The following is a 13,020-nucleotide window of genomic DNA, read 5'->3' as shown; positions in this document are numbered from 1 at the left end:
GATCCAGCGGGCCATTTCGCCCGTCTCGTCGTTGGCCAGCGTAGAGGTGTCGAGGCGCTGGCGCAGGTTGCCTTCGCCCTCGGCGATGGTGCGCAACACTTGGGTCATGCCATCGATGCGGCCGGCCAGGCGCCGAGGGCCCAGCACACTGAACAGCAAGGTGGCAGCGACCATGCCCAGCGCCAGCACGGCATCGTTCAACGCCTGTGGCAGCCCGGCGTAATGCTGCACCAGGTAGTTGCAACCGAACACTCCGGCCAGTGTTGCCGCGTAGGGTTTCATCAGGGCATGGCTGAGTGAGCGCCTGCGGTACACCTCTTCCAGGTCGGCTTCACACATCATGCCCCAGCGGTCGGGTGACCCGGGCATCTGGAAGGTGACGCCCTTGCCCACCACCGGCACATGGCGGTAGTCGGAATAGCCGGGGTAAGTGACGAACAGATTGGCACCCTGGCGGATGGTTTCACGCACGCCCGGGTGCAGCTCTTGGGTGGCCGGGTCGGTAAAGCGCAGCTCCAGTTCCGTGTGGCGGCGGACTTGCACGGTGGTCCAGGGCGTTCGCACGCCGCTTTTCAAGTTGTCGCCGTGGGTGAAGGTTGCATCTTCAAACCGCGAACGGGACAAGGCCGTGCCGGGTTGAATACCAGGATCGAAGCGGGACTGCACCATGAACAGGTAGTTGTCGCCAGACTCGGCATAGATATGCCCGGCCTCACGCTGAATCAAATCGCCCAGCACGTCATTGGGCACACGACCACACAGGCAGCCGCAGGGTTTACCGCCAGCCGTGAGCGGCTGGTAGAACATCAGCGTCACTTCATCATGAAAGCGCGATGACGAAGGGCCGATCTGCAAGGTCAGCTCGTCCCGGTAAGGGCCATGAAGAAACGGCGCCTTGAGCCCCCGCGCCAAGGCCTCACCCTGCCCTGTCGGCTGGCCGGCGCGCGGTGCCCAGGTCGAGGCAACAACCTGCCCGGGCGTATCGACGACAAACAGCTCGGAAAAGTCCGCTGCCTGGGCCAACTTGTCGAGCAAACGCTGGTTGTCCATGCCACTGCCGATCGGCGCCAGTTGCTCTGCCAGCTCCGCCAAGTGCTCCCATTGCTCACGGGCCCAACTCTGCAGTAACCGCATGCGGGTTTGGGCGATGGCTTCGAAGGTTTGCTCAATCACCGGGTATGTGCCCCGATTAAGGCGGCATGACCACCCCAAGGTGAGCTTTCCGGTTTTGCCAAACCAAGGCAACCAACCCCTTTCGGCCGAGGATAACTGCATAGAGCTACTTGAAAGCGACATTATCTTCACCATACGCGACAGCAGAATGGCAAAGTGACAGCAATTAATACGCCAACCCGTACGCAGGCTAACGATTAGCCTGATAACGGATAAAACCCCAGCGTAATCAGCACCTTATTAGTGCGAGGCTGAAGTGGCGCGCGAAAAAGGGGCGCAATTGCTGTCAAGCCACTGCTGCTATCTGCATGCGGCGCCAAAGCAGCCTGCCCACGGTGACCAGCCAGTTTACGCAGGCAATCAACAATACCAACTGCAGCAAGGCTGCCATCCCCGCCTGCACGATCACCTTGCCCGCCAGCAGCGGGAAGCCAAACACGCCCACGAAGTACGCCAGGCTGAACAGCAACAGGGCCTGCGCAGTCTGCCCGGCGGGCGCTTCGTTGGCTGCCAGCCCGTTGATGACCGAATAAGTCAGCCCATAACCCACCCCAAGTACAATGGCAGCGAGCACGTAGGTGGCCGCGTCATGCACCCAATACATGAACATCAGCACCGACAGCACCATCAGCCCTGTCAGCAGGCAAGCCATCAGGTACGGGTCACGCTTGACGATAAAGCCTGCAATCAGCAACCGGCAGGCAATCGCTGCCGACATGAAGCCGATGAAGAACAGCGAGTAGTCCAGTTGCCGCAGCGCGGCGAACGAGGTCTGGAAACTGGACAGCCCACCAAAAATCGCACCGCCCAACCCCACCATGAGGATGGCGAACGCGGCCTTCGAAGACAGAACGGCACCCACGGCAGACGGGGTAATTTTGCACACCGCAACGGCATTGCGATGCTGCTGGATACGCGGCCCCATCAGTAAAAACAGTACGCCGCCGAGCAGGCTGGCCAGGGCCGCCACGACAAAGGCCGCCTCCACCGGGTAACCAAGCCCCTGCGCCAAGCGGCCCAGCAGCGGCCCTGTGCCGATACCGGTCATCATGCTGCCCGACAGCAAGGCGAAGTACTTGACCCGCCGCGTTGGCTCCACCAGCATCGCCACCACGATCGGCCCCAGGGTGTAGAACACGCCCCAGCCAAAACCCAGCAACAGGCCAAACAGCAACAAGGCATTGCCCAGGCCCGGCACGGCGGCAAACCCCAGGCAGGCGGCGGCCAAAAACACAGCGCCCGCGGCAATGGCCCGAGGGGCGCCGACCCAGTCGGTCAGGTGCCCGGCAAACACAACGGCCACGAACGTGCTGAGCATCGCGGCAGAAATGACCGTACCGGCATCGGCTTCGCTCGCCCCGTGGGCACGCAGCATCATGGCCAGCAGAAACGTGGCACCGTAGGAAAGGGACAGCAGGTAGCTGCTCAGGCAGAACAAGCCAAACAGGCCTTGAGCAGGTGAATGAGTGGCCGGGGCCGAGGGGGACATCAGGTTTTCCTTAGCAGGCAAGCCCGTCATTATTGTTGTACGGGGCACGTTTCTAACATGGGTAGCTGACCACTTGGATATGAAATCCACGGAGTAAAGCGATGCACACACTTACCTTTCGCCAGGCTGGGCAAGCCGACGCACAAGCCATTACCGCGTTGGTCAACGAGGCCTACACGCCCTACATCGCCCGCATCGGCAAGCCGCCGGCCCCCATGCTCGAAGACTATGGCCAGGTGATCGCCCAGTCCGAAGTGTATGTAGCGTTGCAGCAGGCGCAGGTGGTCGGTGTACTGGTCATGGGCCGGGCCGACGGCGACATGCTGCTGGTCAACGTCGCCGTGCTGCCCAGCTGCAAGGGCCAGGGCATTGGCAAGGCGCTACTGCAACTGTGCGAGCGGCACGCGCGCCAGGCCGGGTGCGAAGCGATACGCCTCTACACCCACGAACGCATGACCGAAAACCTCGCGATCTACCGCAAACAAGGTTTTGAAGAAACCCACCGGGCGCATGAGCACGGCTTTGCGCGGGTGTTCATGCGCAAGGTACTCACGGCTGCTGGCGAGTAGCGCACACCACGATCTCGCGCACGCACACCGACTGGGGTTGGCCATAAGCAAAGCCAATGGCCTCGGCGATGGTCTCGGCGCTCAATACCCCGCCCATTTCCTGCTTCCAGTCGTTATAGCCAGCCTTGATGGCATCGTCGGTGGTGTGGCTCAGCAGTTCGGTATCCACCGCACCGGGCTCGATGGTGATCACCCGCACATTGCTCGGCGACAGTTCCTCGCGCAGGTTTTCCGAAAGGCCGGTGACGGCGAACTTGGTGCCGACGTAGGCTACATGGTTGGGGAATGCCTTGCGCCCCGCCACCGAACTGACGTTGATGATGGTGCCGTGCTGGCGCGCGACCATGCCCTGGGTCACGGCGAAGATGCCGTTGAGCAGGCCGCGCACGTTGACGTCCAGCATGCGGTCCCACTCGTTCGGGTCCTGGCTGGTAATGCTGCCCAGCAGCATCACGCCGGCATTGTTGATGATCGCATCCACCGGGCCGAACTTTTTCTCTGCCTGGGCCACGGCGGCCACCAACGCTTGGCGGTCGGTGATGTCGACCGACAGTGCCAGGCTGTTGGGCAGGCCCAGTTGCAGCATGGGCTCCAGACGACGCGAAATCAGCAGCAGCGCATGGCCGCGCTCTGAAAGCAGCCTGGCCGTGGCCAGGCCAATGCCGGAGCTGGCGCCGGTAATGACGACGAGGGGTTTGTGGGTAGTGGTCATTGCACGAGTCCTGTAATTCAGAATGCCTATGGTTAAGCCGCAGAACGAGTATAGAAGCCGGTCAAAGGCACGAAAAATGGGATATTCTTTTGGCTGCCATCGGTAAAAGTTATGGGTAAGGCAATGGACTATCGGCAGCTCAAGGCATTCATTGCCGTGTTCGAGGCACGCAACATCACCACCGCGGCCCGCGCAATCCACCTCAGCCAGCCGGCCCTGTCGGGCAGCATCAAGGCACTGGAAGACGCACTGGGCACCACGCTGTTCGTGCGCAAGGCCCGTGGCGTGGAAGTGACCGAAGATGCCCGGGCGCTCTACCCCGAGGCGCAACGGATGGTCGCCGATGCTACGCGCCTGGTCGGCCGCTTTCGGCAGGAACGTGTGCGTGAACCCCTGCAGATTGGTGTGGAGCAGGACGTCGGCGCGCAGGTGGTCAAGCAGGTGGTGATGGCCGCAAGCGCACTGCAGCCGACGTTGCGCTTGCAGCTGGTGAGCGGTTGCGCGGGCGTGGCCAGGCTGGCCAGCGAAGAACTGCGCTGTGAAGACGAACTGTTTTTGCCACTGCACAACGACGCGTTTGTCGTTGCCCTGCCCCTCGACGCTCAGCCCAGCGACTGGGTGACCTGCCCGGGGCATGTCAGCCACCAGCGGTTGTTGCCGTTCTACGGCAGCGATGCGCCGGCGGGTGAAGCCGAAACCTTCGCCCTGGCGCTGGCATTGGTTGACGCGGGCGTGGGCAGGGCGATCGTTCCGCAATCACTTGCACAACAGCATCCCGGCGTGGAGGTGCAGGCGTTGCCGCAGTTGGACCTGCGTCGGCGGATTGGCTTGTGTTACAGCGCGCAGGCGCTTGAGATTGAAGGGGTCAGGCAACTGCGCGCCAGGCTTGCGCAGCCTGTGTAGGAGCGGATTCATCCGCGATCACCGGCACAGCCGGTGCCAGCCACCGCGTCGCTTGCTTCGCGGCTAAAGCCGCTCCTACAGGCCGCATTTCCCTGGGCGACAGCGCAGCTCAAAAGGCTGGTTAGTATCCTGCAAATCACTCGAACTCCAGGCTATACCCCACCCCATACACCGACCGCACCGGGTCATGCCCCGGGGTGATCGCCGTGAGCTTGCGCCGCAAGTTCTTCACATGGCTGTCCACCGTGCGGTCGGCGACCACACGGTGGTCCTGGTAGATGTGGTTCATCAACTGGTCCCGCGACAGCACCTGGCCAGGCCGGGCCGCCAGTGCGGCGAGCATGCGGAACTCCACCGGGGTCAGGTCCATCGCCACCCCACGGTAACGTGCCTGGAACGTGCTGGCATCCAGCTCCAGGCCCAGGCTTGGCGCCTGCGCCCCGCTGCGGCGCAGCACGGCCTTGACCCGCGCCACCAGTTCCCGGGGCGAAAACGGTTTGCAGATGTAGTCGTCGGCCCCCAGCTCCAACCCCAGCAACCGGTCGATCTCATCCACCCGGGCGGTCATCATGATCAGCGGCATGGCGCTGAAACCACGCAGTTCCCGGCAGATGTCCAGGCCGTCGCGGCCGGGCAGCATCAGGTCGAGCAACAACAGGTCATAGGGCTGCTGGCGAATCGCTGGAATCACCGCCAGCCCTTCGTCCAGGTGATCGACCGTGTAGCCACCCACACGCAGGTAATCACCCACCAGTGCCGCCAGCTTGGGCTCGTCTTCCACCAACAAAATCCGCTTCATGGCTGCTCTCCTGCAACGGGCAACGCCAATTCCAGCAACAACCCGCCCATGGCCGACGCCTGGGCCGAAAGCTTGCCACCATGCACTTCGGCAATGCCCCGGCAAATTGCCAGGCCCAACCCGGTACCGCCACTGGCCCGGTTACGCGAACGTTCGGCACGATAAAAGCGCTCGAACAAACGTGCCAGCGAGGCGCTGTCCACGCCCGGCGCGGTGTCCTCACACTGTACCAACACCTGGTCACCTTGCTGGAAAGCCCGCAACACCGTGTACCCGCCTGAATCGGTGTAGCGGCGGCTGTTCTCCAGCAGGTTGTGCAGCAACTGGCCCAGGCGCGACTCGTCGCCCATCACCCACAAGGGCTGCTCGGGCAGTTCGACGCGCAGGGCCAGGCCACGCTCGGCGAAGCTGGCGCCGAACGCGTCGGCCACCACCGGCAGCAATACCCGCAGGTCGATGCGTTCACGTCGGTACGTGGGGCCGCCGACTTCCGCCAAGGACAATTCGAACAGGTCATCCACCAGCTTGCTCAACGCCCCCACCTCCCCTTGCAGCGAACGCAGCGCATTGCCGTCAAGCGGGCGAATGCCGTCCTCCATGGCTTCAAGCTCCGCACGCATCACCGCCAGCGGTGTGCGCAGCTCGTGGGAAATGTCAGCCATGAAGTCGCGGCGCAGGCGCTCGTTGCTGGCCAGGGTGGCCGCCATGCGGTTGAAATCGCCGGCCAGTTGCCCGGCTTCATCGGCCGAACGTACCGGCAGTTGAATGGCGTAATCGCCCGCCGCCAAGCGGTGGGTGGCGCCGGCCACTTCGCGCACCGGGCGCAACAACGCGCGGCTCAACCACCAGGCAATCACCGCCGTGGCCAGCAGGCAGGCCAGGCCGATCAGCAGGCTGGAGCGCAGTTGGTTGAGCTGGAAGCGCCGGTCACCCACACTGGTGACCGACTGCAGCGGCGCCAGTGCCATCCAGCCGACCACCTGGCCTTGATGGTGGATGGGGCGCAACAGCATGTCGCTGGCCGCCGCCTGATAGCCGATGATGGGCTGGCGCTGAGCGTCCAGCAGGGCAAAGCGCACGAAGGCGCCGGTCAGGTCCGAGACGGTCAGCAGGCTGGGGTCGAAGACTTTGTCGGGCTGGGCCTCGTCAGGGCGAAGCAGCTCGAACCAGTTGTCCTTGTCGGTGCGGATGAAGTCCCAGCTGCCATGCCGGGCGTAGGCCTGCTCGACCCGTGGCACGATGCGGTCCATGCGCTCTTCTGCCTGCTGATTGAGGTAGCCGAGAAAGCCGTACTTCAGGCTCAGGTACGCGGCAAACACCATGCCCAGCACGGCGAATGCACAGACCGCGAGCATGGCGCAGAAGAATTTGGTGGACAGGCTTATTTTCATCCAGTGGCCTTGAAGGTTAGGGAATAACTCTAAACGTAAAGCGACGCGGTCAATGTGGGAGCGGCCTTGTGTCGCGAAAGGGCTGCGAAGCGGCCCCAAAATCTATGCTGTCATCGAGATCTTGGGGCCGCTTCGCAGCCCTTTCGCGACACAAGGCCGCTCCCACACCCATTGAAACGTGCCACCCGCCGGGCGGGCAAGGCGTGGCGGGCAATCTCCCATATTTCTGCACATTCCCTGCACATTTGCCGAGCACCCTGATGGCATCGAACAGGAGCACACGATGCCGACCCTATTTCAATCCCTGATGTTCACCCGCTCGCCGTTGGCGCGCGCCCTGCTGCTCAGTACCGGCCTGATCGTGCTCGGTGGCTGCGGCGAAGGCAAAGGCCCAACCGCGCAAATGCCACTTCAGGAAGTGGTAGTCCACCCGGTAACCAGCACGCCCCAGGCGCTCAGCACCACGCTGCCCGGGCGCGCCACGGCACACCTGATCGCCGAAATCCGCCCGCAGGTTGGCGGCATCATTCAAAAGCGCCTGTTCAACGAAGGCGATACGGTCAAGGCCGGCCAGGCGCTGTATCAGATCGACCCGCAGTCCTACCAGGCCACGCTGGCCCAGGCCGAGGCGACGGTCAGCTCTGCCCGCGCCACGCTCAAGGCGGCGGAACTGAAGGCCAAGCGCGACGCGCAACTGGTGAAGATCGACGCCATCAGCGCCGAAGACAACGAGAGCGCCCAGGCCTCGCTGCTGGAAGCACGCGCCAGTTTACAGTCGGCCGAAGCCTCCCGGCGCACGGCGCAGATCAACCTCGGCTACACCCGCATCAACGCCCCCATTGATGGCCGCACGGCAACGTCATCGGTCACGCCGGGCGCGCTGGTGACCGCAGAGCAGACCACGGCCCTGACCACCGTGCAGCAACTGGACCCGATCTACGTCGACTTCACCCAGCCCAGCAGCACGTTGCTGCGCCTCAAGCGCGAGCTGGCCGAAGGCAAGCTGGCACCCAGCGACCAGAAAGACGCCACACGCATCAGCCTGGAGCTGGAAGACGGCAGCACCTACGCCCACGCCGGCACCCTCACCTTCAACGGCGTGAGCGTGGACGAAAGCACCGGCAGCGTGACCTTCCGTGCCGTGGTACCCAACCCGGAAGGCCTGCTGATGCCCGGCATGTACCTGAAGGCAACCTTGCAGGAGGGCGTGCAGCCCGATGCCATCCTGGTGCCGCAACAGGCCGTGAGCCGTGATGAACGCGGCGGTGCAACAGCACTGGTGGTGGTCGACGGCAAGGTCGAGCAACGCGAACTGACCCTGGCCCGCGCCGTGGACAACCAATGGTGGATCAGCGAAGGCCTGGCCGCCGGTGATCAGGTGATCGTCCAGGGCCTGCAGAAGGTCCGCGTCGGCCAGCAGGTGCAGGTGCGTGACAACGCCCTCACTGCCCATAACGACAGCCAGTGAGGTGTAGTACATGGCACGCTTCTTCATCGACCGCCCGATTTTCGCCTGGGTACTTGCCATTCTGGTGATGCTCGGCGGTGGCCTGGCCATCTTCCAGCTGCCGCTGGCGCAATACCCGAACATCGCCCCGCCGCAAATCACCCTCAGCGCCACCTATACCGGCGCCTCGGCCAAGACCATGGAAGACTCGGTGACCCAGGTCATCGAGCAGCAGATGACCGGCCTGGACGGCCTCACCTACATGTCGTCCAGCAGCAGCTCGGCCGGCAGCGCCACCATCACCCTGACCTTCGACGCCGGCACCGACATCAACACCGCGCAAATGCTGGTGCAGACCAAGCTGGAGCAGGCCAAATCGCGCCTGCCCGACACGGTGCAGCAGCAAGGCATCAAGATCCGCAACTCGGCCAGCGACTTTCTGATCATCATCTCGCTGGTGTCGGATAACCCCAACGTCAATGCCACCGACATCAGCGACTTCATTTCCAGCACCCTGTATGACCAGATCAGCCGCGTGACGGGTGTGGGCCAGGTGACCACGCTGGGTTCGAGCTACGCCATGCGCATCTGGCTCGACCCGGACAAACTCAAGCAGTACGCACTGATGCCCTCTGACGTGAGCAGCGCACTTGAGGCGCAGAACGTCGACACCTCCGCCGGCCAGCTCGGCGCCCTGCCCGCCCGCGCCGGCCAGCAGCTCAACGCCACCATCAGCGCCCGCAGCAAGCTGCAAACCGCGGCGCAGTTCCGCGAGGTGGTGCTAAAACACGCCAGTTCCGGCGCGGTGGTCACCCTGGCCGACGTCGCCCAGGTAGAGCTGGGCAGCGAAAGCTACGATGTGGTAGCCGAACACAATGGCCGCCCCTCCGGCGGCATGGCCGTAAGCCTGGCCACCGGCGCCAACGCCCTCGACGTGGCCGAAGCCGTGCAGGCCAAGCTCGGTGAGCTGGAACAGTTCTTCCCCAGCCAGCTGCAACTGCGCAGCGAAGTGGCCTACAACACCGCGCCGTTCGTGAAAATCTCCATCGAAGAAGTGGTGATGACGCTGTTCGAAGCCATCGCCCTGGTGGTGCTGATCATGTACCTGTTCATGCAGAACCTGCGCGCCACACTGATCCCGGCCATTGCCGTACCGGTCGTACTGCTGGGTACGTTTGGTGTACTGGCCATGCTCGGTTACTCGATCAACACCCTGACGATGTTCGGTATGGTGCTGGCCATCGGCTTGCTGGTGGACGATGCCATCGTGGTGGTGGAGAACGTCGAGCGCGTCATGGCCGAAAAGCGCCTGTCAGCCCGTGAAGCGACACGCCAGTCGATGAGCGAAATCAGCGGTGCGCTGATCGGCATCGCCGTGGTGCTGTCGGCGGTATTCGTGCCGATGGCGTTCTTCGGCGGCTCGACGGGCGTGATCTACCGGCAGTTCTCGGTCACCCTGGTGGCAGCCATGACGCTGTCGGTGCTGGTGGCGATGACCCTCACCCCAGCCTTGTGCGCAACCCTGCTCAAACCCCATGACAACCACGGCGAACCCAAGCGCGGCTTCTTCGGCTGGTTCAACCGCACCTTCGACCGCAACGCCGAGCGCTACCAGCGCAGCGTCGGCAAGGTGCTGGCCCGCCCGCTGCGCGCCCTGCTGGTGTACGCGCTGGTGCTGGGCGGCGTGGCGCTGATGTTCCAGAAGCTGCCCAGCGCCTTCTTGCCTGAAGAAGACCAAGGCATGCTGATGATGCAGATGACCCTGCCCGTCGGCGGTACCGATGAGCGCCTGCAGGCCGTCACCCACGAGGTGCAGGACTACATGCTGCAACAGCCGGAAGTGGCCTCGCTGCTGACCGTGCGCGGGCTGGGCAATGGTGGCAATGCACAGAACGCCGGCCGCGCCTTCATCAAGCTCAAGGACTGGAGTGAACGCCAGGGCGAGGCACACAGCGCAGCAGCCGTGGCACGGCGGGCCAACATGGCCTTGTCGAAGATGCTCGATGCCAACGTGTTCGTCATTGCCCCGCCGGCCATCCAGGGCCTGGGGCAAAGCTCCGGCTTCGACGTTCAACTTCAAGACCTGGGCGGCCTTGGCCACGCCGAGTTGCTGAAGGCCCGGGACCAGTTCATTGCTCTGGCCGCCAAAGACCCACGCCTGGCCAACGTACGCGCCCAAGGCCTGGAGGACACGCCGCAACTGAACGTGCACATCGACGACCGCAAGGCCGGTGCCATGGGCATTGCGTCCAGCGACATCAATAACACCCTGAGCACCGTGATGGGCGGCAGCTACGTCAACGACTTCCTTGATGCCGGGCGGGTAAAGAAGGTTTACCTGCAAGGCCAGGTCGACAAGCGCATGCAGAGCGAAGACATCGGCGACTGGTACGTGCGTAACGACAGCGACGCCATGGTGCCGCTGTCAGCGTTCACCAGCACCTCGTGGAGCACTGCTTCCCCGTTGCTTGAGCGCTTCAACGGCTTTGGCTCTTACGAACTGGTAGGTGAGCCGGCAGAGGGGGTCAGCTCTGGCGAGGCCATGGCGGCGGTCGAGCAGATCGTCGGGCAATTGCCCGAAGGCATTGGCTATGCCTGGACAGGCGCGTCCTACCAGGAGCGCATGGCGGGCAATCAGGCCCCCCTGCTCTATGCCATCTCTATTCTGTTCGTGTTCCTGTGCCTGGCGGCCCTGTACGAAAGCTGGTCGGTACCGTTCGCGGTGATGCTGGTGGTGCCGGTGGGCATCCTGGGCGCGCTGCTGTTGACCGGTGTGCGCGGGCTGTCCAACGACGTGTACTTCCAGGTCGGCCTGCTGACCACCGTGGGCCTGGCCGCGAAAAACGCCATCCTGATCGTGGAATTCGCCAAAGAACGGTTCGAGCGCGGCCAGGACCTGCTGAGCGCCACCCTGGACGCGGTGCGCATTCGCCTGCGCCCGGTACTGATGACCTCGCTGGCCTTCATCCTCGGCGTACTGCCGCTGGCCCTGAGCAGCGGTGCCGGTGCGGGCGGTCGCCAGGCAATCGGCACCGGGGTGCTGGGCGGCATGCTCAGCGCTACCGTGCTTGGCCTGTTCTTCATCCCTTTGTTCTACGTGCTGGTACAGCGCCTGGCCGGCCGCCGCGCCACCCACGCAGATACCGTTGCAGGAGAAGCCTGATGCGTCTTACCCCCCTTGTTCTGGCCATGCTGCTGACCGGGTGCGTCAACCTCGCACCCGACTATGAGCGGCCAGCCGCGCCCGTTGCCGAACAATGGCCGAGCGCTGCGACCTCCACCAGCACCAGTGCTGATATCAGCTGGCAGTCGCTGTTCGTCGACGCCCGCCTGCGCGACACCGTGAAGCTGGCCCTGGCCAACAACCGCGACTTGCGCGTGGCGGCGCTGAATGTCGAGTACCAGCAAGCGCAGTACCGCATCCAGCGGGCAGAGCTGTTCCCCTCTGTTTCGGCAACCGCCGACGGCACCCGCCAGCGCGCGCTGTCCAACGGCAGCACCGCCGTCAGCAGCCAGTACAGCGTGGGCCTGGGCATCAGCAACTATGAAGTCGACCTGTTCGGCCGCCTGAACAACCTCAAGGACGCCGCGCTGGAAGACTACCTGTCGCTGGAGCAAACCCGCCGCAGCACGCAGATCAGCCTGGTGGCCGAAGTGGCCAATGCCTGGATGACCCTGGCCGCCGACCAGCAACTGCTCAAGCTGGCCAACGACACCTACGCCAGCCAGCAGAAAACCTATGCCCTAGTGCAGCAAAGCCACGGCCTGGGCGGTGAATCCGGCGTGAGCCTGGCACAGGCGCGCAGCACCGTGGAGTCGGCCCGTGCCGACGCGGCCAATTACGCCAGCCAGGTCGAGCAGGACCGCAACGCCCTGGAGTTGCTGGTCGGCCAGCGCCTGGCTGACAGCTTGCTGCCCGGCACCCAGCCGCTGGATGCTGCGCTGCTGGTCAGCGTGCCGGCCGGCCTGCCGTCGACCTTGCTGCAGCGCCGCCCGGACGTGCTGGCCGCCGAGCACACGCTCAAGGCGGCCAACGCCGATGTGGGCGCGGCGCGTGCGGCGTTTTTCCCCAGCGTGACCCTGACCGCCAGCGGCGGCAGCGCCAGCAGCCAGCTGTCAGGGTTGTTCAAGTCGGGTAGCGGCGCCTGGAGCTTCGCACCGTCGATCAACCTGCCCATCTTCAACGCCGGCAGCAACCGCGCCAGCCTCGACGCGGCCAAGGTGCAAAGCCAGATAGAAGTCGCCACCTACGAGAAAACCCTGCAAACTGCCTTCAGCGAAGTGGCCGACGCGCTGTCGGTACGCAGCCACATCAATGAACGCCTCGACGCGCAGCGCAACCTGACCGACGCCACCCGCACCAGCTACGACCTGTCGCTGGCGCTGTACAAGCAGGGTTCCAGCAGCTTCCTGGATGTGCTGGACGCGCAGCGCTCGCTGTACTCGGCGCAGCAGTCGCTGATCAGCTTGCAGCTGTCCGAGCAGGTGAACCGGGTGACGCTGTACAAGACCCTCGGCGGCGGCTGGCAGGGCTGAG

9 protein-coding genes are annotated in these 13,020 nt (G+C 64.0%); 5 read left to right on the top strand and 4 right to left on the bottom strand.

Annotation, left to right across the window (positions count from 1 at the left end; genetic code table 11):
- Positions 1-1,459: 1,459 nt before the first annotated feature.
- Positions 1,460-2,662 carry an MFS transporter gene (locus PVV54_RS10805; protein ID WP_274909915.1) on the bottom strand — a complete coding sequence of 401 codons (1,203 nt, stop codon included), beginning with the start codon at positions 2,660-2,662 and terminating at the stop codon, positions 1,460-1,462.
- 101 nt (positions 2,663-2,763) lie between these two features.
- Here PVV54_RS10805 and PVV54_RS10800 point away from each other — a divergent pair, with 101 nt between their 5' ends.
- Positions 2,764-3,231 (top strand): GNAT family N-acetyltransferase, encoded by a 468-nt coding sequence (locus PVV54_RS10800; RefSeq protein ID WP_274909914.1) that lies wholly within the window; start codon positions 2,764-2,766, stop codon positions 3,229-3,231.
- On the opposite strand, the gene PVV54_RS10795 is transcribed toward PVV54_RS10800, so the two are convergent.
- Positions 3,212-3,943: an SDR family oxidoreductase gene (locus PVV54_RS10795; protein WP_274909913.1), complete on the bottom strand. Its 732-nt coding sequence runs from the start codon at positions 3,941-3,943 to the stop codon at positions 3,212-3,214. The genes PVV54_RS10800 and PVV54_RS10795 overlap by 20 nt on opposite strands.
- Before the next feature lie 123 nt (positions 3,944-4,066).
- On the opposite strand from PVV54_RS10795, the gene PVV54_RS10790 reads away from it, so the two are divergent.
- Positions 4,067-4,846, top strand: coding sequence for a LysR family transcriptional regulator (locus tag PVV54_RS10790; protein WP_274910421.1), 780 nt, complete (start codon positions 4,067-4,069; stop codon positions 4,844-4,846).
- Positions 4,847-4,982: 136 nt separating this feature from the next.
- Here the strand turns inward: PVV54_RS10790 and PVV54_RS10785 are convergent, their stop codons facing one another.
- Both PVV54_RS10785 and PVV54_RS10780 read right to left on the bottom strand, forming a co-directional pair.
- Positions 4,983-5,645, bottom strand: coding sequence for a response regulator (locus PVV54_RS10785; RefSeq protein WP_274909912.1), 663 nt, complete (start codon positions 5,643-5,645; stop codon positions 4,983-4,985).
- On the bottom strand, positions 5,642-7,036 hold the full coding sequence (locus PVV54_RS10780) for an ATP-binding protein (protein ID WP_274909911.1): 1,395 nt from the start codon (positions 7,034-7,036) through the stop codon (positions 5,642-5,644). The genes PVV54_RS10785 and PVV54_RS10780 overlap by 4 nt, the downstream gene beginning before the upstream one ends.
- Before the next feature lie 283 nt (positions 7,037-7,319).
- Between PVV54_RS10780 and PVV54_RS10775 the strand changes: the two genes are divergently transcribed.
- Genes PVV54_RS10775 through PVV54_RS10765 form a run of 3 tightly spaced genes read left to right on the top strand, consistent with a single transcriptional unit; the run spans position 7,320 to position 13,019 of the window.
- Complete coding sequence (locus PVV54_RS10775) at positions 7,320-8,504, top strand: efflux RND transporter periplasmic adaptor subunit (RefSeq protein ID WP_274909910.1); 1,185 nt, start codon at positions 7,320-7,322, stop codon at positions 8,502-8,504.
- A 10-nt stretch (positions 8,505-8,514) separates the two neighbouring features.
- Complete coding sequence (locus PVV54_RS10770) at positions 8,515-11,646, top strand: efflux RND transporter permease subunit (protein WP_274909909.1); 3,132 nt, start codon at positions 8,515-8,517, stop codon at positions 11,644-11,646.
- Positions 11,646-13,019: an efflux transporter outer membrane subunit gene (locus tag PVV54_RS10765; protein WP_274909908.1), complete on the top strand. Its 1,374-nt coding sequence runs from the start codon at positions 11,646-11,648 to the stop codon at positions 13,017-13,019. Before PVV54_RS10770 ends, PVV54_RS10765 begins: the two co-directional genes overlap by 1 nt.
- Position 13,020: the final 1 nt, after the last annotated feature.

The organism is Pseudomonas sp. PSKL.D1 (assembly GCF_028898945.1).
In the GTDB taxonomy this organism is placed as follows: domain Bacteria; phylum Pseudomonadota; class Gammaproteobacteria; order Pseudomonadales; family Pseudomonadaceae; genus Aquipseudomonas.
This window is presented reverse-complemented; position numbering and strand designations above follow the sequence as displayed.

Coding starts and splice junctions, on each gene's coding strand:
- PVV54_RS10780 (WP_274909911.1), bottom strand. CDS start 7,036: ATGAAAATAAGCCTGTCCACCAAATTCTTCTGCGCCATGCTCGCGGTC.
- PVV54_RS10785 (WP_274909912.1), bottom strand. CDS start 5,645: ATGAAGCGGATTTTGTTGGTGGAAGACGAGCCCAAGCTGGCGGCACTG.
- PVV54_RS10770 (WP_274909909.1), top strand. CDS start 8,515: ATGGCACGCTTCTTCATCGACCGCCCGATTTTCGCCTGGGTACTTGCC.
- PVV54_RS10775 (WP_274909910.1), top strand. CDS start 7,320: ATGCCGACCCTATTTCAATCCCTGATGTTCACCCGCTCGCCGTTGGCG.
- PVV54_RS10795 (WP_274909913.1), bottom strand. CDS start 3,943: ATGACCACTACCCACAAACCCCTCGTCGTCATTACCGGCGCCAGCTCC.
- PVV54_RS10765 (WP_274909908.1), top strand. CDS start 11,646: ATGCGTCTTACCCCCCTTGTTCTGGCCATGCTGCTGACCGGGTGCGTC.
- PVV54_RS10805 (WP_274909915.1), bottom strand. CDS start 2,662: ATGTCCCCCTCGGCCCCGGCCACTCATTCACCTGCTCAAGGCCTGTTT.
- PVV54_RS10800 (WP_274909914.1), top strand. CDS start 2,764: ATGCACACACTTACCTTTCGCCAGGCTGGGCAAGCCGACGCACAAGCC.
- PVV54_RS10790 (WP_274910421.1), top strand. CDS start 4,067: ATGGACTATCGGCAGCTCAAGGCATTCATTGCCGTGTTCGAGGCACGC.